This window comes from Dehalococcoidia bacterium (genome assembly GCA_021295915.1).
Lineage (GTDB): Bacteria > Chloroflexota > Dehalococcoidia > Lucifugimonadales > UBA1123 > VXRN01.
Genome location: JAGWBK010000009.1, coordinates 1 through 24,134, shown reverse-complemented (window position 1 = coordinate 24,134; position 24,134 = coordinate 1). Strand labels below are relative to the sequence as shown.

The window sequence follows — 24,134 nt, the reverse complement described above, 5'->3', positions numbered from 1 at the left end:
AGCCGCTGATTCATGGAGTGTTACGCCATGCGACTGAACACCACACAGGCGTTCTGTCCACCGAATCCAAAGCTGTTCGATAGAACATGGACAACATCAGCTTTCCTCGCCTCGTTGGGAACGTAGTCAAGGTCGCAGTCCGGGTCCGGGTTTTCGTAGTTGATCGTCGGGTGGATTATCCCCTGCTGAATCGACTTTAAACAAGCTACGCCCTCTATGGCGCCTGCCCCTCCAAGGGCGTGACCAATCATCGACTTTGTCGAACTAATGGGAACGTCGTAGGCTTCTTCACCGAACGCGAGCTTTATAGCCATCGTCTCCACAAGGTCATTGATCGGTGTGGAAGTACCATGTGCATTTATGTAGCTAATGTCTCCGGGCGCAAGATCTGCGTCCGCAATCGCCCATCGGATAGCCCTCGCGGCTCCAGTTCCATCCTCGTCAGGTTGAACTGCGTGAAAGGCATCTGAAGAGACTCCGTAACCTGTAACCTCTGCCAGGATTTCAGCACCCCGGCTTTCGGCGTGCTCCAACGACTCCAATACCAGGACTCCCGCGCCCTCAGAGGGAACGAATCCGTCTCTATTGGCGTCGAATGGCCTGCTGGCTCTCTCAGGCACTTCATTCTGTCGACTGAGCGCCTTGATGACGTTGAACCCACCAAGACCAAGCTGGCTAATCCCTGCCTCGCAGCCGCCTCCAAGGACCACATCCGCGACTCCACGCTGGAGCGCGACCGCGGCCTCCCCGATTGCCTGTGTGCCCGCCGCACAAGCCGTTATGACAGTTGATGTATAGCCTTTGAGACCATAGATACGGCTCACATTGGCCGCAGCCATGTTGGGGAGAATCATCGGGATGAAGAATGGTGACATTCGCATTCCACCCCTTCGAACAAGTATGCGGGCATTGTCCTCGGTCGTCGGAAACCCGCCGTTGCCATTGCCCATGACAACTCCGATCCGGTCCTCGTTCTCCTTCGACAGGTTGAGCCCGGCATCCTCAATCGCAACCCCAGCGGCAGCAACCGCCATTTGCGAGAAACGGGCCATCCTTCGATGTTCACGACGATCAATGTAGTTGCCTGGGTCAAACCCTGTAACTTCGCCTGAAATCCGGGAAGGGAACTCAGAGGAATCGCAGAGCGTCATCGGCCCGATGCCAGATCTGCCGTTTACCAGGCTGTCCCAGTAATCGTCGATAGACTCGCCCAAAGGCGTCATTGCTCCCATGCCTGTAATCACCACTCGAGTTGTGGCGTTCTTCATGAGGCTACTCTCCTGTACTATTCGACTGCGCTCTGCTAGTTGTCGACTAGAGGCCGGTGGACCGGCCCTCTAAGGTTCTCATAGATTTCGGGTTCAATGCCCTCGAGTTCCTCGATAGCCTCGGCGGCCAGGGCAATGGAACCCGAACAGAGAATCAGGTCGTCTGGTTCGGCTGCCTCGATTGCATATCGCAGTCCGTCGGCAACCGTGACGAACTCGCCGATCAGGTTCAAGTCCATGCTGCGAACCCTTTCACCAGTGACGCTCGCTCGTGCCGAGCGTGGATGCCTTGACTGCACTGCGATTACATCGGGGCTCATGTCTGCGAAGACTTCCAGCATTCCCTCGGCACTATGGCCGCCCAGGGACCCGAACACGAGCAAGACACGACTGGAATCCATGAGCTGTCTGATGGTCTCAAGGAGCCTCCCTACCGAATACGGGTTGTGGGCGCCATCGACAGTTATCGTCTTGCCATTTCGTTCGTATATCTGGAACCTCGCGGGCCAACAGACGTCCCGCACCCCCTTGACGATGGAGTAGTACGAGATGTCGTGACCCCGGTCTTGAAGCACTTCAATTGCTGCTACTGCCGTTGCCACATTCTCAATCTGGTGGTCACCGAGAAGTGGCGTCCACAGATCGTACTCGCACCCTTCTCCTGTGACCTCGATCGATTGTCCATTGAGATCCGACGACGTCCCCCGCATCTCAAAGTGCTCAGACACGTTCACCATGGGAGAGCCGCGTTCATCCGCTACACAATCAAAGACCCGCATAGCGTCTTGTGACCACTGCGGACCAATCACGCAGGGTGTGCCCGGCTTTATTATCCCGGCCTTTTCGGTTGCGATCTTTGCAATCGTATCGCCGAGGGTTGCCGCGTGGTCGATGCTGATCGACGTTATCGCTGAGACCTCGGGAGTAACGATGTTGGTGGAATCAAGCCGACCTCCCAGCCCAACCTCAAGCACCTGGAAGTCGGCTCCGATGTTGCGAAAGTGGACCATCGCCAGTACGGTCATCATCTCAAAGAATGTGACGCCGCCGTAGGGGCCGTTTGACCCGACATCCTCGACTGCGGGCCAGATCTGGGCGACCAACGCCGCAAACTCTTCGCGGGAAATCGGATCGAGACCGATTCGCACTCTCTCACACACGGTATGCAGGTGCGGTGATGTGAACAGACCGACCGTGTACCCGGCACTTGACAGTATCGACGTTATGAGAGCTGACGTACTGCCTTTACCCTTGGTACCGGCGACATGAATCGCAGGTACGGCGCGGTGCACATTTCCCAAGCGTTCGGCGAGTAGACCGACCCTCTCCAGGTGAAAGCCTGAGTGTCCAGGAGAGTGAGTCGAGCGTTCGAAGTCGGCGAGTCCCATCGCCAGATCGATAGCTTGATTGAAGTCGAGTGTCTTTGGAGTAGCTGCAGACATGGAATCGCGGCTCACTGCGTGATGAGATCTACCACCGCTTAGTACGGATACTGTAGCGCACTGACAGTCCGTATTCCACCACTTTTGCCTGTCTTCCGGAACTGAAGGCAGTTACTCATGAAGCTCTAGAGACTTAGCGGCAAGATTCAACAGGTCTGGTATGTAAGACTCCAGCACACGTAGGTCCACGGAGGGGTATTCCAGGTCTGGGACGATGTTCCTGTGGTAGTGGAAGGCGCGCTCAAGGGCAGCAATAGGTTTGGAAGCCTCGAACGCCTGCTCCAAGCGATCGGTTGGCACAATCCCTTTCCACTCTTTCAGATAGGTGTCAGCCAATGTCGGACTCCTGGAGACCTGAGGAATGAGCGCAGGATCGAAGAGAGGGTTGGAGATGGAAGAGTCCGACCAGTCCATGATTACCGGCACACCGTTCCTAACGAACATGTTGCCTGCATCGAGGTCGCCGTGGCTAAGGGTCTGGGGAAGACCGACTGAGTCAACCAGGCGGCAGAGCTCATCCACCAGTTCCAAGAAGGGATAGAGACGCTTCAACGCCTTCTCAGTTCGTTCAGCTTCGTAACCGAGAGCCAGGGCGCGTGGTTTTCGCGACCACTCCCTGAGCATACTGGATGTCATCGACGAGGAACGCCGTTCCAGTCCAAGCCTATCCAGCTGACTGGTGTCAGCCACGAATCCGATCTGCACCCTGGCTAATGCTCGCATCGCATCGCTCCAGAGTTCGACGCTGTCGGCGGCTCCCAGGGTAAGGTCCCCCAGATCCTCCATCAGCATCCAACCACGATCCAGGTCCACCGCGACCAACTTCGGACTGGCGTCGGGGAATCGGTCAGCTACTACACCAGTAAGCGCAGCCTCTCGCGAGAAGAACGCCGGAGATGCCTTGAAGTAAAGTCGCTCCGAGCCGGACCCTGTCTCGACATCTACACGCACCACGTTGGAAATCGACCATGAGCGAATCGGCGTAAGTGTCACCTGATCCGCAGCATACCGTGATTCAACGTGGCCGTAGACCCACTCTCGCGCTTCGTATTCCCACTCTCCAGGCCACTCCCAGGGCACGAAGGGCCGTTCAGGCGATCGCCTAAGCCGCTCGCATTCCAATCGAATTGAGTCCAACTGAGAGTCGTCAAGGCCGCCCAGACGATCGACCTCAACCACATCGAACCAGCGAAATGCATCGCTCAGTGGTTCGCCATCATCTGAGGCTACGAGGGAATAGATCCGAGGCCTTGCCTCGCTGTTGCCGCCCCGATCGAGGCACCTCAGTACGCGTACGTCTAACCCCAGGGTGCGTGCTGCTGCATTCACAAACTCTTCGATCTCGGGGTAGAAGCGATCAAACACGCGTACTTCGGGAAGGGTCGGAAGATCGCCGGTCGTTACCGCAATCTCTGTACCGCTCTCGGAAAATACTACCGCGAGTGCCGGGATATACGCCTCGCCTGACCCGTGATGGTCAGAGTTCGATGACCCCGACACCGTCCTGTACTCTCACCTTTGCACCGAGCGGTTCGGAGAGCCGTTTCATTCTCTCCAACGAGTGCTGACTGGACCGTCCGGTCGCAAGAACCGGTCTGCCTCTCTGCGACCTTGCCTTACTGTGCCCAAGATCGATCGGGTGAAGTTCAATCCGGTGTAGCTCACCGGTCCTGAACTCGCACCGCGCAACCACGCTGTTCCAGTAGATCGCGTCCCCTGGGAATCCACGGGTGTCGTTCTCACTTCGCCGATCGTAAAAGTCGGCCGGAGTGCTTTCAGGTCCCAACCCTACGGACTCGAAGTTGAACGCAGGCTGCCATTGCACCGTGTCGTTCTGGAAGATGAAATTACCGAGGCTGTAAAAGATCGGCTTGCATTCGTAGATCTCTACTGCCCGCGTAACGTGTGGACCGTGACCCAGGAAGGCATCTGCGCCGGCGTCGATGCACGCTCTCGCGAAGGCCTGCAGGAACTCCGGCGGCTGGTCCGTGGTGTCGCCGCTCTCGTGACAGTGGAACGAGACGAACACCCAGTCAGCCATCCGGCAGGCGTCCTTGATCCACTTCAGGTTTTCGTCCATGTCGCGCCGGTTGGGCCGGGTCGACTTGCCGAACTCCTCGCCGAGTACGAATTTCTTACCCAGGAACCCGAGTTGGGTGTCGTTGTCCTCCATCACGGTGCCCTTGGGTCTAAACCGTCTCTGGGCCGCATTACCGGCCTCGAATCCCAAGTTGCGACTTACGCGCTTCATCGAATCGAATGCGGGACGGTCCACTGTGTAGGTCACTGAGTGGCGAAGAGCGTTGAGTCCTGGCCTCCCGTGCAGGTCCGGACGCTGGTCCATAGCCCTGCCCGCCTCGCTGAACGTTGACGACGCGGAGATGAGCGCAACCCTGCCGGCATTCGTGTCCAGATACCCTGGAGCCCGAGCCTCGCTCTGGTTGCGACCTGTACCGGCGAACGCCATTCCTATTCTCTTCAGGTGGCCGATGTTGGTAAGTACACCGCCTTCCCCATAGTCGTAGCTGTGGTTATTGGCGGTTGACACGAGGTTGATGCCCGCCCAGCGAAGCTCTTCCAGGTTTGCTGGATCAGAGCCTGTAAAAGTGCCGCCGGCCATACCAGGAGAGTGCTCGAAGTCGTGCATGAGCATCTCAAGGTTGGTGTAACCGACGTCAGCGTTCCTGAACAGATCGACAAGTGAAAGGAACTTTGGTTCCTTGAACACCGAAAGGCGTCGCGTGATCATCGTATCGCCGCTGGCGACGAGTGTAAGGTTCCCGGATTCTGCGTCGTAGAGAGTCATAGTTGTAGCAAGTCAGTCTGTTCCTGGGTCGTACTCGGCCGCCAGCATTCCCATCACAACCGAGTTGGCCCTCTCTTCACCGTGTGGCCTGCTCTGACGCAGCGTGCCCTCGTGAACGAACCCAACCCGCTCGAACAGCGTACGGGCCGACAGGTTGAACTCAGGGATGTCCACCCATACTCGGTAGAGCCCATATTCGTTGAAGGCGAGATCTAGTGCGGCCCTAATGCCCGGGAGTCCGTATCCACGAGTCCATCGACTGCGTTGTCCCATAAGAATCGACAGTTGACCATCGCCAAGCGCCTCATCCAGACCAAGGTGGATCTCCCCAATGTGTTCACCGTCGTCCGTGTACACGGACATCGTCACATGCGATGGGTCTTCCAGGGCACGCGCGAACTCCTCGTCCGTGGCGTCCTCCATTTCGGCGGGCCGGTACCCGAGGTGGGCAGGTTCGCCATAAGCGTATCGTCCGAACCAGCTGTCTGTGGTCTCTTCGTCCTCGAGCCACTGCCTGATTCTGGTCACGTCTTCTCGCGTGACCCCTCTTAGGGAAACGGTTCGTTGTCTGGTCATAGGAGTCTCCGTAGCCTGAGAACCAGGAAGAGATAGTCAAATGAGATCGTAGGTATGTCGTCCAATACTGGTGACGACTTCCATGCCAGTATTATACATTGACGGACACACATATGGCTTGCAACACGATCTGCCAGTATTCATTCTGGCCCATCCCGGAGGAAATCGCACAATGTCAATTCAGCCAGTAGTGCAACAGGCGCAGGAGTACATGACGTCACGGGACGTGGACGGATGGCTCGTGTACGACTACAGAGGCCTCAATCCAATACTGTCGGACACGGTAGGCCGGGTCGGTCATGTCACCAGACCGGTGTGGCTCTGGATACCACAACAAGGCGATCCACATATGTTGGTCAGCTTCGTTGACCAAAGTCGGTTCACTCACCTTGGAATCGATAGCACCCTCTTCGTCAACCGCAACGACATGATCGACAAGTTGAAGACCAGGCTCGGTACGTCGAGTTGCATTGCGATGGAGTACACGCCTGAGGGTGCCCTTCCCCGCGTATCCAAGGTGGACGGTGGAACGCTCGAGATGGTCCGAGGGCTGGGCGTGGATGTTGTGTCTTCTGCCGACCTCCTCCAGTATGCCACTCAACGCTGGACCGACGAGCAGCTTGCCTCTCACATCTTTGCAGCAGAGATGCTGACCCAGATAGTAGGAGAGGCGTTCGAGCACATCGGGCTTACTCTCGACGAAGGCATAACGGAGTTCGATACTGCCGAGTTCATACGCAACCGGTTCCTGGAAAGCGGCTTGGTCGTGACAGATGGCCCGGCCGTTGCAGTCAACGCACACGCCTCTGATCCCCACTTCGACCCCACACCAGAAAACTCGGTCAGTATCAAGCGAGGCGACTGGGTTCTGATCGACCTGTGGACCCGGCTTCCCGGCGAGGACGATATGTTCGGTGACATTACGTGGACCGCCTATGTGGGAGACGACGTTCCGCCAAGACACCAGGAAGTGTTCGACAACGTCCTTGGCGCCCGGGACGCCGCACTGGCAGAGATGGTGACAGCGTTCGAAGAGGGCCGCACCCTCCAGGGCTGGGAGCTGGACAAAGTGGCGCGGGACTACATCGAGCGGACAGGCTACGGCGAGTACTTCAATCACAGACTCGGCCATAGCCTTGGACGTGAGGTCCACTCCAATGCCGTCAACCTGGACTCGTGGGAAACATACGACACACGTCAGCTAATCCCAGGTATTGCTGTGACCATCGAGCCCGGAATCTACGTCCCCGAATTCGGAGTGAGGTCAGAGATCAACGTCTTCTACTCCGAAGACGGTCCGCAGGTCACGACAGAGATGCAGCGCGAGGTTGTGCTCATCGAGAGCTAAGGCTAGTTCCCTGCGTCCAACTGGTTTGCAGTCTTGGGAAGTCTTGTGGCCCATAGGATCAGCGCTCCGAGTATTACAAGCGCGCCTCCGAAGATGAACGTTGCCGAGTTCCCCCACTGGTCTGCGACCCATCCGGCTGCCCACGGAGAGAACGCGCCGATGAAGCTCGCACCGTATATCAGCGAAACTACTGTCGATTGAGCCTGCCCCTGCGCGACGTCCATCGCACCCGCGATGTAGATGGTGTGGAGCGAGTACAGGAATGCGCCCATGAACAGAACTACTAGCACCAGCTGCGGCCCAGGTTCCGCGAACCTCAGGCATATTATCAGGAGACCCAGCGCTAGCGTGCATGGCACAAGGACGACCTTGCGCCCGAACTTATCGGAAAGGAACCCCATGATGGGCTGCGCGACGATTCCGGTTACCTGCGCTCCCGACATGAACAGACCGATTACGACCTTTTCGTATTCAAGGTCTTCCAGCAAGTAAACAGGCAAGAATCCCATCACCGCCGACTGCCCGGAGCTTCGAAGGGCCGTCACGAAGACGAGGGACACCATCGCCTTTCGCTTTACCAGCGTCGCAAGGGAAGTGAGGTATTGCCCCAGCGACTCGGCGTCTGCGGCTCCAGCAGGAATACTCTTCATCATCAGGTAGACGGCGACAGCAATGATCAGCGCTGGCAACACGCTCATGTGGAGCACGTCACGCCAGTGGAAGGCAACGAGGTACGTCCCGCTGATCAGCCCGCCCGTCAACACCGGTCCTACAACTTCGCCAACGCTTCCACCGGTGCCATGCAGTGAGATGGCAAATCCGCGTCTGTCAGGGAACTTCCTGGAGAGCGACGCAATAGCCGGTGGGTGGTACAGCGAAGGTCCTATTCCGACTAGCAGCATCACCGCAAACAGGAACCAGTAGCTCGGCGCGCTACCCATCAGGTAGTAGGAGACACCCATGATGCCCAGTGAAAGCATGAGCATCAGGCCCGACCTGTTGGCGAACCGGTCTCCGAGATAGCCGGCGATCATCGTCGTCGTGCCACTCGTGACTCTCTGCGATGTCGCAAGCAGTCCAAACTGAGTGCCGCTGAGTCCGAGGTCGTCCTTTATAACCGCCAGGATGACCGACTGGAGCCCTGAGTTATAGATGTGTTTCACGGTGTGCCCAAGGACAACCGTGAACGCAAGCTGGTTGCGTCCCCTCTTTGTTTCCTCGGTAACCTGAATTGTAGCCATCGTATTAGAAGACCGCCTTAATGAACGCTACTGGTGCCGTCTGCCCTCATATGGGTGCTCAGCGCCCAGGAGATCGCCTTCAGCGAACCGGGTCGACCTGAACTGGCCGACTGGATGGTCACTTGACTCCCCGCGGAGCACCAGCTCAGCAACCATACGGCCCACGACTGGGGACAGCTTAAATCCGTGTCCGCTGAATCCGACGGCCCAGTAGAGACCTTCGACAGTTTGAGAGCGGTCGAGTATCGGATTGCCGTCCGGCGTCATGTCGTAGAGTGATCCGTATCCACCACGGCAGATTGCGTCTTGGAATTCTGGGAATCTGAGCTTCGCACGTTCCCAGAATCGGGTGATTACGTCGTGGTCCGCATTCAGACCGAACGCGTCCGGGTTGGCAACTTCCATCAGGTCTTCGAGTGCCTCACCGCCGATAACCGTGTCGTAGTCTGAATAGGTACGGAAATAGGCTCCCGTTGAGTAGTCGATTATGTTTGTGTTGAGATTCTCTAGTGGAGGGGGCCTTCTCATGTGCACCATCTGGACGCGAATGGGAGTAACCGGCAGCGACTCTCCTACCGCAGCCCCAAGCTGATGGCACCAGGGCCCTACTGCGGCAACCACAGTGGAAGTCTCAATCGTCCCAGACACTGTCTCGACTCCGATGATCTTCCCACTGGAAGTGACAAGGCCCAGGACGGGAGTCTGCGTGTGTATCTCGGCGCCGTAGTCCCTCGCCCGCTCGGCATAGGCGTATGTGGTCGCGACGGGGTCAGCGTGGCCCGCGTCCGGCTCGTACGTGCCGATTGTGATCTCCTCCATGCTTGCTTGGGGAACCATCCCGGCGAGCTCTACTGGTGTCATTGTCTCAATATTGACACCAAGGTCGCGGTTCATCTCGACGTTAGCGCGAACGGCAGGCTCGTCCCGCTCAGGGAACATCAGTATCCTGCCACCCTGGATGAACCGGGGGTCGCCCCCAACCGCATCTCCGAAGTTCTGGAAGATCTCTCTCGATTCAGTCGCCATCCTCACCAGTGTTGGATGCAGGTAGTGTTCACGCACCATCGCGCCGGACCGGCCGGTCGCACCACCGGCTAGATGACCCTTCTCCACAAGCACAACCTTGCCTGCGCCCATGCGAGCCAGGTGCATAGCGATGCTCGTCCCGTTAACTCCGCCACCAATTACAACAACGTCCGCAGTCGCACTTGTCATCGATAGATCCTTGCCCCGTGGTTTCCAGCTGCCGGGTGCCATGGGGAGGCACCAGATGGGATTGTACGGGTAAGCGCCAGTCCATACAATACGCGGCGACTTCCCACGCAGGAGAACATCATATGACAACCTCAAACCCCATCTCTGACGAGACCCTGGAAGTTCTCAAGAGTATCCCGACCCAGACCCTTATCGACGCCCTCTGGGTTAAGAACTGGCCCCAGAGCTACATCGAAGGCGCACGCCCCCTGCAGCTCGGACAGAAGATGGCAGGACGTGCGGTCACATTGCGCTTCGTCCCACACCGGCCCGACCTTGCCGCCGATAAGCCCAAGGCTGACCAATCAGCCGAGTACGTGGCAATCGAGCAGTGCGGTCCTGGAGAGGTGCTCGTAGTGGACGCAATGGGATGGACGTACAGCTCCATAGGAGGCGACATCAAGTTCTTCAGGATGATGCAGCTTGGCGCTGGCGGGCTTGTCACGGACGGGGCTGTGCGGGACAGCGTCGCGCTCAGAGAGTACGGGTTCCCAGTCTTCAGCGCGTCAACCACCGCCAAGCAGGGACCGGCCGAGTTCTGGCCTTGGCAGGTCAACGACGCCATCCAGTGCGGTGGAGTCCTCGTCAGGCCAGGAGATGCAGTCGTGGGCGATGACGACGGAGTTGTCGTCGTGCCCAGGTCCGAGGTGGGCGAGGTCATTCGGATCGCCCACCAGCGCGAAGAGGTCGAAGAGATCGTAAAGGCCCAGTTGGAAGTCGAAAAATGCTCGCCCGGCAAGTACTACCCGTTCAACGACGAGACCTGGAAGCTCTACGAGGCAAAGACCGGCCGGAAACGCCCCGGGTAGTCCTTTCGGTTAGTGGGCGGGGCAGTTCGTATTGCCCAATCCGTCATTCACGCGAAAGCGGGAATCCTGACGTTTGTCCCGGCCCTAGTCCATTCGCGACCCACCGGTTACGTTGATCGCCTGCCCGGTGATGTTCAGAGACAGGTCCGAAGCCAGAAACACCGCCAGGTTAGCGATGTCCTCTGGCGTCTGCTCGCGGCCTAGCGGCATCCTGGCCTGGATAGAGCGGTCAAAGTGCTCCCTAGGAGTCAGGCTCGACTGACTCTCATCCAGGTTGATGTTTCGCACCGCAATCCGCTCCCACATGTTTGTCCACAGAGAACCCGGACATATTGCGTTCACATTTATGTTGAACGGCGCGAGCCCCAGCGCATAGGCTTGCGTCAGGCTGATGACGCTGGCCTTGGAAGCGTTGTACGCAGGATTGCCGGGACCTCCCTGCCGACCGGCTACCGAGGCGATGTTGACGATCTTTCCGTAGTTTCGCGGCTTCATGTATTCGGAGATCGCGTCTGAGGCCTTCGCAACGCCCTTGACGTTGACCGCGTATATCTGGTCCCAGTCCTCTTCAATTGGACTGTCGCGGTCCTCCCATCCGGACGCACCGATGATCCCTGCGTTGTTGACCAGGATGTCGATCTGGTCAAACAGGTCTGATGCGTCTCGCGCCAGCCGGTCCAGCGACTCGCGTTGAGTTACATCGACCTGGAATGCTCCGAACTCTGTATCCGGGTGAGCTTCGCTAAGCTCAGATGCCGTACGCTGCACGTTGTCGATGTTCAGATCGCATATCACTACTGTCGCACCGTACGCCGCCATCTTGTCCGCGATAGCGCGTCCAATCCCGCGCGCTGACCCCGTAACGATGGCCACCTTGTCATTGAGGTCCATGTTCCCCCCTTTGCATTGTCACTCTGACCTTCCGTGCGGCGATTGTAGCATCGAGAATTCACCGCCGCGCACCCTGATTCGCACGTCGACCGTGTTAGACTATGCGCGCTCAAGTCATACAAGAGGTAAGTCGACGTGTCAGAGCTAACGATTGATGATGTTCGCAAGCTGGCGGAGACCATGGGTCTGGAGTTGGATGAGTCCAGGGCTCGGACAATTGCGTCCCGACTGTCCGGCATATTGGAAGTCCTGGACGCAATTCCCGACGAGCAACTCGATTCTGTCGAACCGGCCCACCGGTTCGAAGTTGGTCGGGAGTAGAGTCATGGCAGATCACGACCTCCACCTTATGACCATCGCCGAACTTGGTCGGCTGATCCAGTCCCGGCAGCTCTCCCCAGTCGAGTTGACACGTTCCTTATTAGAGCGTGTCGAACGTCTGAATCCCACACTGGGTGCGTACATTACCGTCATGTCAGAGACAGCCAATTCCGAGGCGGCAGCGGCGGAAGAAGAAATCAGCAGAGGCGCATACCGGGGACCAATGCACGGAATCCCGGTCGCAATCAAGGACATCATCTACACAGAGGGAGTCATTACCAGCGCAGGCTCGAGAGTCCTTGCCGACCACGTCCCCGATTACGACTCTACAATCGTCGAACGGCTGCGTGCATCTGGAGCCGTGCTTCTGGGCAAGTTGAACCTGAGTGAGTTCGCTGTTGGTGGAACCATCGACCACCCGTATGGGACTCCAAGGAATCCCTGGAATCTGGACCGTTCGGCTGGCGGATCAAGCAGTGGATCCGGAGTGGCTGTTGCGGGAGGGCTGTGTGCAGGTGCCCTTGGCTCGGACACTGGCGGATCGATCAGGGGGCCGAGCGCGTTCTGCGGAATCGTGGGGCTTCGTCCTACCTACGGTCGTGTGACTCGTCATGGTGTTGTGCCGATGAGCTGGAGCCTCGACACTGTCGGACCCATGACCCGGACGGTCGAGGACTGCGCCATCATGCTCCAGGCAATAGCGGGCCGGGATGAGCGCGATTCGTCATCGAGTTCCGAGCCGGTACCAGACTACGTGGACGCCCTGGCCGGCCGCACCGGGATAGTCAGGGTCGCCATCCCGCCGGATGCCTTCGAATACGAAGGACTGGATGCTGAAGTGCGGTCAGGTGTTATGTCAGCAGTGGACAGTCTCGCTGAACTGGGTGCTGACATTAACGAGGTCAGCCTGCCCGTTTCGGCCCAGAGTGGCGCTGTCTTTCTCGCAACCGCAGATGTCGACGCGGCAACCTTCCACCTGGACTGGCTGAAGACGCGCGGTGACCTGTATGACTGGAGCACTCGGACTCGCCTGGAATCTGCCGTCCTGACTCCGGCCACAACCTACCTCAGGGCCCAGAGGGCGAGGACACTCATTAAGAACGAAATGATGTCCGCACTCGAAGACCACGACGTCATAGTGCTGCCCGCCAGCCCGACACTGGCTCCGCCCATCGCGCAGTCCACCGGGTCGCCCGGCGGCTACTACCAGGGTAGACTCGATCTCGGCAGACGTCAGTACACCAGCCCTGCAGCCCTCGCAGGCCTGCCGGCGATTTCCGTGCCCTGCGGATTTTCGGACAGCGGACTCCCGGTCGGCGTCCAGCTAATCGGGCGCCCATTCGCCGAGGACGTCGTACTCAATGTTGCCCACAGGTACGAACAGGCCGCTGGCTGGAGCGAACGTCGCGCACCCGATCCCGAGTAAACTTTACCCGGTAAATAGTACGGGGTGTGGCGCAGCGGTAGCGCGCCTGTTTTGGGAACAGGAGGTCGGCGGTTCGATCCCGCCCACCCCGACCACTTAACGCTCTAACCTTCTCGGCCACATCTATGCGGGAACGTACTGACTCTTTCGACACATCGAGTTCATTTGACACTCGAGAGGAGCGTTCCCATGTGTCCTCTACTTTGAAGGTCAACGACTGGTGGAAGCGCCCATTCGACCTTCTCGTCCTGATCGCAGTCCATGTCACACTTGCCCCACTTTGGGCCGTTCTGTGGACAGTGATACCACTCGCAATATGGCTTCACGACCGCGGTCCAGTGTTCTACACACAGGAACGCCTGGGAAAGAACGGCCGCATATTCAGGGTTTACAAGTTCAGGTCGATGATCCCAGATGCCGAACGGCATACTGGCGCGGTTTGGGCCGAGGAAGACGACCCAAGGATCACCCCGATTGGCGCCTTCCTACGCAGTCGAGCCCTCGACGAACTGCCGCAGGTCATCAACATGTGGAAGGGTGACATCAGCCTGGTGGGACCCAGGGCCGAGCGGCCCGAACTATCGCAGGAATTCGAGACCAGTTATCCCGGCTTCGCAAGGCGCCTCATGGTGAGACCCGGCATGACCGGCCTCGCCCAGATCTACGGACGCTACTCCACACACCCGCGCAACAAGCTGCGATACGACATGCTCTACATCAGGAGAATGTCCCCCTGGCTGGACATTCGAATGCTGGTGTCGTCAGTCCTCCTCACGCTTCGCGCCCGCTGGCAGAGCGAACAGCGCTAGAGAGCCACCTCGCCCAGGCCAGTAAGCCTGAACGTCATTCCGGCGAAGGCAGGAATCCAGGAGTGTCGGTCCCTTATTTGTCGGCAGTCTTCAGAATCGGTGCGCGACCGCTGCGCGTAGCCCTGTCACTGCCTGCTCTCCAACTCCTCCTGCTGTTCGGAGATCCGAATAATCTCCCGCGTTCTGGGAGCCAGTTCCGCCGCCTCATCGATGTGCTCGCGGGCAGCTGCAAGGTAGTCGGGATTTCTGGTAGAGGCCACCTGGTAGAACTGCGCGGTCAGTGCTCTGATCCTCCAGTTCTGAGGTTCGTCGTCTAATCCCTCTTCCGCCGCAACTCCCACAGACTCAACTGCCAACGCGAAATCTTCGTCAGACATCTCCTGCGCGCCTTCAGTTGCCTGTGAAATCAGGATGATCCTCGGGTAGTTGCCCAGTCCGGGAAACTCGGAGACAGACCTCGTAAGCACTGCCTCCTTCTGCTCCCAGGTACCTTGTCCAACCGCGCCCTGGACCACACTCATCGCTGACGAAAACGGCATGAACGTATAGAACAGCAACAGGCCAGCCAGGACTGACACCACCAGTACCACAACTGCAACACCGATCGAGTTCCTGTGGATTTTCGCGATAGCAGCCAGTCCTAGTCGCCGATCGAGTCCTTCAGGGATCAACCTCGTCCCAGGTTCGGGGGGCTCGCCAGTCGAATCCTGAACTCTGAGCTCCCGCTCCTCTGAGATCAGGAATGCGACCAGCAGGGCAAACAGCAGTGTCGTAGTTGTCGTGTCGAACAGGAACAGGTTCTGGACGAAGTAGGCTGCGACCGTTGCACCAACTACAGCTATGAAGACCTGTTGCCATCCGCTTCTCCGTCGGAACGAAGCCAGCAGAACAGCCACCATCCCCAGCCATATCAGCAGGTACGTTGTGAGACCCAGCACTCCTTTTGTCGTAAGCTCCTCGAACACTTTGCTGTGCGCCTGATCGAAGCGCTCGTGAATGCCGGAGTCGACATCGAAGTACCGTCCCCACGCGATCAGGAAGTTCTCAGGCCCCCATCCAAGCACAGGCCGGTCCTGGAACGCTTCAAGTCCCGCCTGTACTGCAACCAGTCGCCCACGCGAGCTATTGTCGTCCAGGCCAATCGACGCCAGCCTCCTGAGTGTAGTGCTGGAATCCGTGAGCGGATCGAGCACGGTCGTGGTCTTCATCACCAGCACCAGTCCCACACCCAGTACCGCTGCGACAATCACGCCGAGCGCCGCCCACCGTATGACCTTCATATTCCCCAAGAACAGATAGACAACGCCAAACACGACTGCTCCCGCACCCATGCCGACGATCGCCCCCCTCGTCCCTGTCAGCCACAGCGCCCACAGGTTGATTACGACAGCAACAACCCACAACAGCCGAAGCCAGGTCGTCAGGTCCAATGACCAGCCTGCCTGCTCTTCCACCCTGCGCTGCCGGCGTCTGGTTGCGCGCCTCCTCACCTGGACACTCGGTTCGATCTCAGGCCTGACCAACGAGTGGACAATCAGTCCCACGCCAATCATCGCGTTCACCATCGTGTAAGCGCCCACGTACGTCGCGTTGCCCAGGGTCGACTCGATCCTCTGTGAAGACCCGAGGATGTCCATGCTGTAAACGTCGAAGTGGTGAGCCAGACCCAGGCCGGAGACGACTGCACCGATTGCCAGGTTGACCGTGAACAGCACCTGCCAGTCACGGATTGACCTGAAAACCGAACCGGCCATCATAACGAACACGAACCAGTGGGCAAGATCATATATGCCCTGCATCCGCTCGTACGTCGACCAGAGGCTCCTGGTGAAACTGACTCCTGTAAGTCCTGAAATCAGCGAGACAACCAGCCACGCGCCGAATGCGACCAGGATCCACGAACGAGATGGACGGTAGTCCGAGAAATAGAGGACGAGTATCAGCCAGAGAGCAAATGTAATCTCAATGATGACTCGAGCGTAAATCGCCTTCCCGACCACGTAGGGAAAGTATGTCGAAGTCGTAACTATCAGCGGCACGAGGAGTACCGCCATCAGCCCAAGGCGCACTGCCCATAGGAGCAGTCTCTGAATGTCGGAGGCGCTTATGGTACTGGTCTGCTGTTGTGTCATTTGGCAATAGACCTGACTGCGGTAGGCTGCGGCGATTATATGGACGCCTCGAATCTAAGGTCAACGAGCAAGACTGCATAACGCTTGCAACTCCACGGTCACAGGGTCAGAATACTTCCAGACTTGGCTTTGGGGGCTGTTCAACACATGAATTACGACACCATCATCGTGGGGGCCGGGTCAGCAGGATGCGTATTGGCTTCACGGCTAACCGAGGACCGGGACCGTTCAGTCCTGCTGCTCGAGGCAGGTCCCGACTACCCAGACTTTGACACCCTGCCGGACCACATCAAGTACGGTATTCATCCGTGGTACGAATCGTATGACCCTCTTGCCTATACCTGGGGCTACGAGGCCAGTGCAACTCCCGGACGAGAGCCGTTTACGCTTCCTCGGGGCAAGGTCATGGGTGGCTCCAGCGCTATCAACGGCCAGGTCTGGTTCAGGGGGATTCCTGAGGACTTCGAAGAGTGGGCTGCGGCAGGCAACGACGGCTGGAGCTTTCTGGACGTCCTGCCCTACTTCCGAAAGTCGGAGACCGACCTCGACTTCCCCGGAGACGACTTCCATGGTTCTGACGGTCCAATTCCAGTGCGCCGTTACCAGGAGGACGACCTTCTCCCCAGTCCACGGGCGTTTCTCGAAGCGTGCGTGGCAGCCGGATTCCCTCAAACTCACGACGTGAACCACCCAGAGTCCACCGGTGTGGGCTACTTCGCGTTCAACCGAATTGACGATGTCCGAATGAGTACAGCACTAACGTACCTCGACATGGCACGCAGCCGGCTCAACCTCACCATCCGCCCCAATGTGCTGGCCCACCGGATACTATTCGACGGGGGCCGCGCCGTTGGGGTAGAAGCCGAGTCAGGCGGAGAGATCTTTCGAGTCCATGCCGACAACGTGATCTTGAGTGGCGGAGCCATTAACTCGCCACATCTCCTCTTACTATCAGGTGTCGGCCCATCGGACCACCTGGCTGAGACCGGAATCCAGCCAGTTCACGAGCTACCCGGAGTCGGTCAGAACCTCCGGGACCACCCAGCGATATTCATGTCCTATGTGAGCCTGACCGAGCTACCGGACCGTCGCCCGGGGCTTCAGATAGGGATGAGGTACACCACTTCAGGGTCGCCATATCGAAACGACATGCAGATGCGCCCCCTCCAGATCCGAACTGAGCACATACCTGTGGACTTCGACCTCAGCCCCGGACACATCCCAACGGGATTCAGCATCGCCATGCAAAAAGCCCTGTCAGTTGGCGAGTTGCGCCTGACCAGTCCGAACCCCAACGACCAGCCGAACCTTGACTACCGTTACCTCACCGACCCATTTGACCTGGAACGAATGAGGAGCGCCGTCAGACTGTGCGCCGAGATATCCGCCATGCCAGAGTACGCCCCTGCCAACATGACGCGGCTCAACCCGACCGACGACATCCTTGCAAGCGACGATGCGCTTGACGCATGGCTGCTGGAAAACGTCGTCACCCAGCACCACTCGTCCGGGACCTGCAAGATGGGACCCGCGAGTGATCCAATGGCAGTTGTTGATCCAAACTGCCGTGTTCACGGGCTCGATGGTCTGATGGTTGTTGACGCATCGATCATGCCGGACGTAATCCGTGCCAACACCAACGCGACCACCATCATGATCGCGGAGAAGATCGCCTCTCAGATACGCTCGCGCTAGCGCACTTGTTTCAGGCACCACGATTCACTATTCTCAACTTGCATACTTGAGAATACGAGGGACTATCGTGGTAGAAGCGCCAACGCAAGTTGATCTGGACAAGCTCGTCTCGCTCTGTAAGCGGCGCGGCTTCATATTTCAGAGCAGCGAGATCTACGGAGGCATGGCAAGCACCTGGGACTACGGTCCACTGGGGGTCGAGCTGAAGAAGAACGTCAAGGACTCCTGGTGGCGCACCTTCGTGTGGAGCCGTGACGACATCGTCGGCCTGGACGCCTCGATCCTCATGCACCCGGACGTTTGGCGCGCAAGCGGTCACGTCGGAAGCTTCTCCGACCCTCTGGTCGAGTGCAAGTCATGTAATCAGAGGTTTAGGGAGGACCACCTGGACGGCCCTGATTGCCCCAACTGTGGCGGCGAACTCACAGAGCCGCGTCAATTCAACCTGATGTTCAGGACCTTTATTGGCCCTGTCGAAGACCAAGCGTCAGAGGCCTACCTCCGTCCTGAGACCGCCCAGGGAATCTTCGTCAACTTCGACAACGTGCTCACAGCAACGCGAAAGCGCCTCCCATTCGGTATCGCTCAGATCGGGAAGGCATTCAGGAACGAGATCACAACCGGCGGCTTCATATTCCGAACACGCGAATTCGAAGCCATGGAGATCGAGTACTTTGTAATGCCCGGGGAGGACGCGGAGCACCACGACAGGTGGATTAAAGATTGTCTCAGCTGGTACACCGACCTCGGCGTCAATCCCGAACGCCTCAGGCTGAGGGCGCATGACGCCGACGAACTCTCTCACTACTCGAAGGCCACCCACGACATCGAGTACCTCTATCCATGGGGCTGGGGCGAGATTCAGGGCATTGCCAACCGCACCGACTATGACCTCAAGGCCCACACTGCGGCCAGCGGCCAGAACCTCACGTACTTCGACCAGGAGAGTGGACAGCACATCGTTCCCTACGTGATCGAACCTGCCGCAGGTGTCGACAGGTCGGTGATGACATTCCTGGTAGACGCCTATACCGAAGAGCAGGTCGAATCTGCGTCCGGCAAGTTAGAGACACGCACGCTACTGAAGCTCCATCCAGAGATCGCACCTGTGAAGGTCGCAATCCTCCCACTTTCGAGAAACGAACGCCTCACCCCCACTGCTCGCGAGGTGTTTGAGACCGTACAACGTTCGGGACGTATCGCTGGCTTCGTTCAGTACGATGACACGCAGAGCATCGGGCGGCGGTATCGCCGCCAGGACGAGATAGGCACTCCGCTGTGTGTGACCGTTGACTTCGACACTATCGACGACCGGGCAGTCACGATTCGCAACAGGGATAACATGACCCAGGAACGAGTCCCGATCGAGAAACTCCCGGACGAACTCTCACGGAGCCTGGCCGAATTCTAGGCTGTCAACCTGCCAGAAACCAGCGGGCGACAATTGCGCGTACATATGTACAGACCTCGACTCGTAGAGCAAGGCGCAAACTGTGAGGGTATGTTCCACGGCATCAAGATGCACGATAGCTTGTCAATGAGGGGTATCGTACTAATCTCAACGATGGCGCTCCTGGTTTTCTCCGTGCTCTCGTGCTCCTCTGAGGAATCACCACCTACTGAACCGGAGCAGGCATCCGACTCCGGTGAAACCCTGGACAAGGCCCCCGACTTCGAGCTCGTCCTGTTCGGAAACGAGGACCACGAAGCCGGAGAGACAATTAAGCTCTCTGACTACGCCGGCGGCCCTGTGGTTCTCAACTTCTGGTTCCCGTCGTGTCCACCATGTGTCGCCGAAATGCCTGACTTCGAGACCGCCTACCAGGAATTCAAGGAAGACGGCGTAGAATTCATCGGGGTCCAGCTCGTGGGCCTGGACTCTGTGGACGATGGCCAGAAGTTCGTCGACAAGATCGGCGTCAACTACAGTCTGGGCCCTGACAAGATCGGCGACAAGATTGGTGATATCGTCATGGAGTACAGGATCTCGGGATTTCCTACAACGGTGCTCATCGATAGGGACGGCAACATCCACAGGCGATGGTCAGGAGCGCTGGACCTCGAAAAGCTCCAGGAGTTGATCCGCGAGATCATGTAGAGCCCATCGCCGGTCCTGGGGGGACGGCTCCACGTTCCTGCCCCGGTGTTACAATTATCCGACGAAGCTCGGAGCGGACAGTTGAGCTATAACGAAGCGTTCCTGCTCGTCGTCAGATGGGTACACCTGACAGCGTCTGTGGCATGGGTAGGAGGCAGCATCTTCTACCTGTTTGTGTTAAGACCCGCCCTGCGACGCTCGCCAGACTCCGGCCGGGAAGTGAACCGATACACCGCTGCTGAGTTCAAAGTGCTGGTCGATGTCTGCTTCTTTCTCCTGGTAGTGACAGGCATCAGCCTGACGTTCGACCGCCTCAGCCAGGGTGTAACGGGCACGTCCTATGTGATCGTACTCGCGGTAAAGGTCGTATTGAGTATCTGGATGTTCGTTCTAGCGTCCAGGCGAAGGCGACGCACATTGCTGTCCGAAGCATACCGCGAACCTGAAGAGAGACCGCAGAGCCTGCTTCACCGGGGGCTGAGGGCGATTTCAGGATATAACACGATAATTATTCTCGGTGTGACAGTCTTCTTGCTCGCCGACCTTCTGAAGGTCATGTATGAGATGGCCCTTCGCTGACTTCAAGGAGCGACAGATATGCGAATGACACTGATGGAAATCCTGGTATGTCCCATGTGCCGGGGCGATCTGGATCTTACGGTCACCAAGCAGGATGGAGACGAGATCGTTTCGGGTAGTCTACGCTGTAAGGATTGTCAGGAAGAGTATCCCATAGAAGATACGATCCCTAACATGCTACCGCCATCGCTTCGCGGATGACCTTCCCCCAAACGGCTAACTATCGTCAGTTCTGAAATCCCGCGTAGAGCTTGCTCTCAGAGAGGTCGACGACCTGGTATGGCACTCCCGACTGGGAAACGGTACTCTCCCCCTCGGAAGTGACCAGAAGTGTCCCACCATCGGCGATCGACCGTCCGTGGGACATGATCATCGACCCGGCCACGAAGCTCATTGCTGGAGCACTTCGGTCTGGATCCAGAACGGTGATGTCCGCGTCGGCTCCGGGTGTAAAGTGGCCCTTGTTCAGCAGTCCCATCATCCTCGACGGTTTCCAGGACAGCTTCTCAGCCATCTCGAGTGGGGTCATTGCACCGAACTCAACCAGCGCCATCGTGCTCTGAATTGCAACGTTCCTCGGATGAGACCCACCGTCGGTACTCACAGCATCGACAGTGAACTCGCCATCGTCCCCCTTGGAGGTAGTGAGTGTGAATGCCGAAGACGGGACGTTCACCGGGAAGCTCATGCCCACGTTGCTGTCTGATTCGTCGAATAGCTTCAGCGCTTCCTGTCGTCTGGCATAGTAGATGTCGCCTTCCGACTGCGCCACCACCGCGCCATAGCCGTCCATGATTGCCTGCCGCAGACCCTCTCGGGTCGTCTCATAGCCCCGAAGCCTCAGACAGTTGCGAGGGACATCAGCAATAACGTATCCCTTCTCGTCGCATCTCCCACTAGTGCCATTCTGGACGGCGTGATACACCTCTGATACAAGCTGGTCACTCATGCCCTCGAGAATCTCAAGGGCCTCGACGCACTCAGCGGCTGCGTCGTCGATCACTCCCCTGCAATAGCTATTAACGTGGCAGACGTGCAGTCTGCCCTTGCCAACGAGATCAGGGACTTCGCGAAGACCCTCGAGCTGACTCCCTGTCTCGGTCGTGCCCAGGTGAAATGCGATGTAGGCCCTCTGTGCATTTGCCTCGGCTATTACAGTTGCCGTCTGTTCCGGCGAAAACGGGTGATAGCCACCGAGAATCTTCAGACCGTAGCAGCCCTGCCGAAGCGCGCCCGTTACTATGTCGCGCATCGCCGAGGCGGAGAGGCTACCGCTCGGAATTGTAAGTCCAGGAATCAGCGCGAAGTTGCCGGCGACATTCAGGCCTGCTCCTCGCCTCTTGATCCCATCGATAAGTGACGGCCCGGTTCCGCCCATGTCCAGGACCGTCGTGGTACCTGCACGCGCCAGCATTCCATATCCCAATGCAGGGTCCCAGTTCCGTGACAGCCCGGCTACATGGGCGTGCGTATCGATCTGCCCCGGCATGACCCAGAGGCCTGAGACGTCCACGACTTCATCCGCATTCCCAGGATCTAAATCAGCCTCTACTCGCTCGACCACACCGTGGCGCACCGCAAGATCAACCTCGTCCTCCAAGGAGTTCTTGGGATCGAGGACTGTTCCCCCCTTGAGTAGCAGGTCGTATCGAGCCATGGGTCTCCCAGAAGCGCGCAGTCGAATTCGGACGTTGATGAGTCAGCGCGTATAGTACACTATGCGCCATCCCAAGCCGAAAGAGAGGTCGTGTACTGATGAAGCTAGGAGTGGTATTCCCGCAAACAGAGATTGGAAGTGACCCCGGTGGAGTGCGAGCGTACGCCGAGGCCGCCGAGGAGTTGGGCTACAACCACATTATCGTGTTCGACCACGTGCTCGGTGCGAACGCCGAATCGAGGCCGGGATGGAGCGGGGCCTATCGGCACACCGACGCCTTCCACGAGCCCTTCGTCCTCTACGGTTTCCTCGCCGCCGTAACAAGCAGCGTTGAGCTCGTAACTGCGGTCATCATCCTGCCGCAGCGCCAGACCGCTCTCGTCGCCAAGCAGGCTGCGGCTGTAGACGTCTTAAGCGAGGGACGACTGAGACTGGGCATTGGCGTAGGCTGGAACCCGGTGGAGTACGAGGCTCTTGGCGAGAACTTCCATGATCGAGGCCGGCGCTCCGAAGAGCAGATCGACCTGATGCGCAAACTCTGGACGAACGACCTCATTTCTTACGAAGGCAGATGGCACAAGGTCACCGACGCCGGTCTCAATCCTCTGCCAGTACAGCAGCCGATCCCCGTCTGGTTCGGTGGGGCCGCTCCTCAGACCATCAGGCGTGTAGCCACTATAGGCGACGGCTGGTTCCCACTTTTCCGCCCTGACGACAACGGCCGCGAGCTGATTGCAAGCATGAGGGAACAGGCCTCAGAAGCTGGGCGCGATCCGTCCTCCATCGGCATCGAGAGCTGGGTGTCCATAAGAAACTCTTCAGAAGACGACCAGCGCCAGTTGATCGAAACGTGGGATGAACTCGACGCCACTCACATCTCTGTAAATACGATGAACGCCGGCATCGACTCCGTGGATGGGCACATCGAAGCGATCCGCAGGTTCAAGGAGATGGCTGAGGGATAGAAAGCTTACTCCGGGGCCTTAATTGAATCTGGAGTGGCCGCGAGCCGGCCGAAATCAGCCAGCCGGGGCAGGGGCTGCGGGAGTATCGAAGACGTCCGCGAAGTTCTCGCCCTCTATCGTCTCGTTTTCGAGAAGATACTCGGAAATTCTTTCCAGGTTGGGCTTGTACTCTTTGAGGAGACGCATGGCCGTTTCGTACGCGCCACCGATCAGGCTCTGGACCTCGTCGTCGATCTGCTCTGCGATGCTGTCCGAGTAGTCCCTCTGCTCGGATATCTCACGTCCCAGGAACACGAGTTCGTCGCGCTTGCCGAATGTGCGAGGCCCGAGCTTCTTGCTCATCCCAAAACGAGTGACCATTGTGCGGGCGATGTTCGTCGCCTGCTCCAGGTCGTTGCTCGCGCCCGTGGTGACCTCTCCAAAGATGAGCTCTTCAGCTGCCCGCCCTCCCATCGCCATGGCAAGTCGCGCTTCGAGCTGATCGCTCGTGACGAGGTTTCTGTCCTCTTCGGGCATGGTCTTCGTGTAACCGCCAGCCTGGCCGCGTGCGATGATCGTCACCTTGGCGACGGGATCAGCATCGGGCAGGACGTGGGCTACCAGGGCATGACCTGCCTCGTGGTAGGCGGTGACTTCCTTCTCGTGTTCACTGATAACGCGGCTCCGTCGCTCGGGTCCAGCTGTCACCCTGTCGATACTCTCTGAGAACTCGTCCGGACCTATGAGCTTCTTTGTGCGTCGGGCAGCGAGAATGGCTGCCTCGTTCACAAGGTTCGCAAGTTCGGCGCCACTGAATCCAACTGTCTGGCGTGCCACC

General features: G+C 58.2%; 22 protein-coding genes and 1 tRNA gene. 12 read left to right on the top strand and 11 right to left on the bottom strand.

Translation table 11 applies throughout. The annotated features are described in order from the left end of the window. Positions 1-20: 20 nt before the first annotated feature. The 5 genes from fabF to J4G14_04385 all read right to left on the bottom strand — a co-directional run bounded on the left by fabF (position 21) and on the right by J4G14_04385 (position 6,092). A complete protein-coding gene (gene fabF, locus J4G14_04405; GenBank protein MCE2457035.1) occupies positions 21-1,268 on the bottom strand; it encodes a beta-ketoacyl-ACP synthase II in 1,248 nt (415 codons plus the stop codon). Between the two features lie 35 nt (positions 1,269-1,303). Then, entirely contained in the window at positions 1,304-2,710 is a 1,407-nt protein-coding gene (locus J4G14_04400; GenBank protein ID MCE2457034.1) for a bifunctional folylpolyglutamate synthase/dihydrofolate synthase, read from the bottom strand. A gap of 111 nt (positions 2,711-2,821) precedes the next feature. Further along, positions 2,822-4,210 carry a phosphotransferase gene (locus J4G14_04395; protein ID MCE2457033.1) on the bottom strand — a complete coding sequence of 463 codons (1,389 nt, stop codon included), beginning with the start codon at positions 4,208-4,210 and terminating at the stop codon, positions 2,822-2,824. Beyond that, entirely contained in the window at positions 4,188-5,516 is a 1,329-nt protein-coding gene (locus tag J4G14_04390) for a CapA family protein (GenBank protein MCE2457032.1), read from the bottom strand. Before J4G14_04390 ends, J4G14_04395 begins: the two co-directional genes overlap by 23 nt. 12 nt (positions 5,517-5,528) lie before the next feature. Beyond that, entirely contained in the window at positions 5,529-6,092 is a 564-nt protein-coding gene (locus J4G14_04385) for a GNAT family N-acetyltransferase (protein MCE2457031.1), read from the bottom strand. A 172-nt stretch (positions 6,093-6,264) separates the two neighbouring features. On the opposite strand from J4G14_04385, the gene J4G14_04380 reads away from it, so the two are divergent. Further along, the gene (locus tag J4G14_04380) at positions 6,265-7,440 is read left to right on the top strand and encodes an aminopeptidase P family protein (protein MCE2457030.1); all 1,176 of its coding nucleotides are present in this window, start codon (positions 6,265-6,267) and stop codon (positions 7,438-7,440) included. Positions 7,441-7,442: 2 nt separating this feature from the next. Here the strand turns inward: J4G14_04380 and J4G14_04375 are convergent, their stop codons facing one another. Together J4G14_04375 and J4G14_04370 are read right to left on the bottom strand one after the other, a co-directional pair. Continuing rightward, positions 7,443-8,681 carry an MFS transporter gene (locus J4G14_04375; GenBank protein MCE2457029.1) on the bottom strand — a complete coding sequence of 413 codons (1,239 nt, stop codon included), beginning with the start codon at positions 8,679-8,681 and terminating at the stop codon, positions 7,443-7,445. A 27-nt stretch (positions 8,682-8,708) separates the two neighbouring features. Continuing rightward, on the bottom strand, positions 8,709-9,896 hold the full coding sequence (locus tag J4G14_04370; protein MCE2457028.1) for an FAD-binding oxidoreductase: 1,188 nt from the start codon (positions 9,894-9,896) through the stop codon (positions 8,709-8,711). A 122-nt stretch (positions 9,897-10,018) separates the two neighbouring features. Here J4G14_04370 and J4G14_04365 point away from each other — a divergent pair, with 122 nt between their 5' ends. Next, positions 10,019-10,744 (top strand): ribonuclease activity regulator RraA, encoded by a 726-nt coding sequence (locus tag J4G14_04365; protein ID MCE2457027.1) that lies wholly within the window; start codon positions 10,019-10,021, stop codon positions 10,742-10,744. 84 nt (positions 10,745-10,828) lie between these two features. Here J4G14_04365 and J4G14_04360 read toward each other — a convergent pair whose 3' ends face one another. Further along, entirely contained in the window at positions 10,829-11,635 is an 807-nt protein-coding gene (locus J4G14_04360) for an SDR family oxidoreductase (protein MCE2457026.1), read from the bottom strand. A 135-nt stretch (positions 11,636-11,770) separates the two neighbouring features. On the opposite strand from J4G14_04360, the gene J4G14_04355 reads away from it, so the two are divergent. The 4 genes from J4G14_04355 to J4G14_04340 all read left to right on the top strand — a co-directional run bounded on the left by J4G14_04355 (position 11,771) and on the right by J4G14_04340 (position 14,191). After that, positions 11,771-11,956 (top strand): hypothetical protein, encoded by a 186-nt coding sequence (locus J4G14_04355; GenBank protein ID MCE2457025.1) that lies wholly within the window; start codon positions 11,771-11,773, stop codon positions 11,954-11,956. Positions 11,957-11,960: 4 nt separating this feature from the next. Continuing rightward, complete coding sequence (locus J4G14_04350; protein ID MCE2457024.1) at positions 11,961-13,382, top strand: amidase; 1,422 nt, start codon at positions 11,961-11,963, stop codon at positions 13,380-13,382. Between the two features lie 20 nt (positions 13,383-13,402). Beyond that, a tRNA-Pro gene (locus J4G14_04345) sits at positions 13,403-13,477 on the top strand. Positions 13,478-13,507: 30 nt separating this feature from the next. Then, positions 13,508-14,191 (top strand): sugar transferase, encoded by a 684-nt coding sequence (locus J4G14_04340; protein ID MCE2457023.1) that lies wholly within the window; start codon positions 13,508-13,510, stop codon positions 14,189-14,191. A 125-nt stretch (positions 14,192-14,316) separates the two neighbouring features. On the opposite strand, the gene J4G14_04335 is transcribed toward J4G14_04340, so the two are convergent. Continuing rightward, the gene (locus J4G14_04335) at positions 14,317-16,323 is read right to left on the bottom strand and encodes an O-antigen ligase family protein (GenBank protein ID MCE2457022.1); all 2,007 of its coding nucleotides are present in this window, start codon (positions 16,321-16,323) and stop codon (positions 14,317-14,319) included. A 147-nt stretch (positions 16,324-16,470) separates the two neighbouring features. Between J4G14_04335 and mftG the strand changes: the two genes are divergently transcribed. From mftG to J4G14_04310, 5 genes are all read left to right on the top strand, one after another. Continuing rightward, positions 16,471-18,018: a mycofactocin system GMC family oxidoreductase MftG gene (mftG, locus tag J4G14_04330; GenBank protein ID MCE2457021.1), complete on the top strand. Its 1,548-nt coding sequence runs from the start codon at positions 16,471-16,473 to the stop codon at positions 18,016-18,018. 163 nt (positions 18,019-18,181) lie between these two features. Further along, a complete protein-coding gene (locus J4G14_04325; GenBank protein ID MCE2457020.1) occupies positions 18,182-19,429 on the top strand; it encodes a glycine--tRNA ligase in 1,248 nt (415 codons plus the stop codon). A gap of 126 nt (positions 19,430-19,555) precedes the next feature. After that, complete coding sequence (locus J4G14_04320) at positions 19,556-20,116, top strand: TlpA family protein disulfide reductase (protein MCE2457019.1); 561 nt, start codon at positions 19,556-19,558, stop codon at positions 20,114-20,116. 81 nt (positions 20,117-20,197) lie between these two features. Further along, positions 20,198-20,695: a DUF2269 family protein gene (locus tag J4G14_04315; GenBank protein ID MCE2457018.1), complete on the top strand. Its 498-nt coding sequence runs from the start codon at positions 20,198-20,200 to the stop codon at positions 20,693-20,695. A gap of 18 nt (positions 20,696-20,713) precedes the next feature. Next, a complete protein-coding gene (locus tag J4G14_04310) occupies positions 20,714-20,896 on the top strand; it encodes a methytransferase partner Trm112 (protein MCE2457017.1) in 183 nt (60 codons plus the stop codon). Between the two features lie 25 nt (positions 20,897-20,921). On the opposite strand, the gene J4G14_04305 is transcribed toward J4G14_04310, so the two are convergent. Then, a complete protein-coding gene (locus J4G14_04305; protein MCE2457016.1) occupies positions 20,922-22,352 on the bottom strand; it encodes an amidohydrolase family protein in 1,431 nt (476 codons plus the stop codon). Positions 22,353-22,450: 98 nt separating this feature from the next. Here J4G14_04305 and J4G14_04300 point away from each other — a divergent pair, with 98 nt between their 5' ends. Further along, positions 22,451-23,317, top strand: a complete 867-nt coding sequence (locus J4G14_04300; GenBank protein MCE2457015.1) for an LLM class F420-dependent oxidoreductase — start codon at positions 22,451-22,453, stop codon at positions 23,315-23,317. A gap of 54 nt (positions 23,318-23,371) precedes the next feature. On the opposite strand, the gene J4G14_04295 is transcribed toward J4G14_04300, so the two are convergent. Then, positions 23,372-24,134, bottom strand: a 763-nt coding sequence (locus J4G14_04295) for a cell division protein FtsH (GenBank protein ID MCE2457014.1), incomplete at its 5' end; no start/stop codon positions are given.

Bases quoted from the DNA above. Each gene is read 5' to 3' on its own strand.
- fabF (MCE2457035.1), bottom strand. From the start codon at position 1,268: ATGAAGAACGCCACAACTCGAGTGGTGATTACAGGCATGGGAGCAATG.
- J4G14_04400 (MCE2457034.1), bottom strand. From the start codon at position 2,710: ATGTCTGCAGCTACTCCAAAGACACTCGACTTCAATCAAGCTATCGAT.
- J4G14_04390 (MCE2457032.1), bottom strand. From the start codon at position 5,516: ATGACTCTCTACGACGCAGAATCCGGGAACCTTACACTCGTCGCCAGC.
- J4G14_04385 (MCE2457031.1), bottom strand. From the start codon at position 6,092: ATGACCAGACAACGAACCGTTTCCCTAAGAGGGGTCACGCGAGAAGAC.
- J4G14_04380 (MCE2457030.1), top strand. From the start codon at position 6,265: ATGTCAATTCAGCCAGTAGTGCAACAGGCGCAGGAGTACATGACGTCA.
- J4G14_04375 (MCE2457029.1), bottom strand. From the start codon at position 8,681: ATGGCTACAATTCAGGTTACCGAGGAAACAAAGAGGGGACGCAACCAG.
- J4G14_04370 (MCE2457028.1), bottom strand. From the start codon at position 9,896: ATGACAAGTGCGACTGCGGACGTTGTTGTAATTGGTGGCGGAGTTAAC.
- J4G14_04365 (MCE2457027.1), top strand. From the start codon at position 10,019: ATGACAACCTCAAACCCCATCTCTGACGAGACCCTGGAAGTTCTCAAG.
- J4G14_04360 (MCE2457026.1), bottom strand. From the start codon at position 11,635: ATGGACCTCAATGACAAGGTGGCCATCGTTACGGGGTCAGCGCGCGGG.
- J4G14_04350 (MCE2457024.1), top strand. From the start codon at position 11,961: ATGGCAGATCACGACCTCCACCTTATGACCATCGCCGAACTTGGTCGG.
- J4G14_04340 (MCE2457023.1), top strand. From the start codon at position 13,508: ATGCGGGAACGTACTGACTCTTTCGACACATCGAGTTCATTTGACACT.
- J4G14_04335 (MCE2457022.1), bottom strand. From the start codon at position 16,323: ATGACACAACAGCAGACCAGTACCATAAGCGCCTCCGACATTCAGAGA.
- mftG (MCE2457021.1), top strand. From the start codon at position 16,471: ATGAATTACGACACCATCATCGTGGGGGCCGGGTCAGCAGGATGCGTA.
- J4G14_04325 (MCE2457020.1), top strand. From the start codon at position 18,182: ATGGCAAGCACCTGGGACTACGGTCCACTGGGGGTCGAGCTGAAGAAG.
- J4G14_04320 (MCE2457019.1), top strand. From the start codon at position 19,556: ATGAGGGGTATCGTACTAATCTCAACGATGGCGCTCCTGGTTTTCTCC.
- J4G14_04310 (MCE2457017.1), top strand. From the start codon at position 20,714: ATGCGAATGACACTGATGGAAATCCTGGTATGTCCCATGTGCCGGGGC.
- J4G14_04305 (MCE2457016.1), bottom strand. From the start codon at position 22,352: ATGGCTCGATACGACCTGCTACTCAAGGGGGGAACAGTCCTCGATCCC.
- J4G14_04300 (MCE2457015.1), top strand. From the start codon at position 22,451: ATGAAGCTAGGAGTGGTATTCCCGCAAACAGAGATTGGAAGTGACCCC.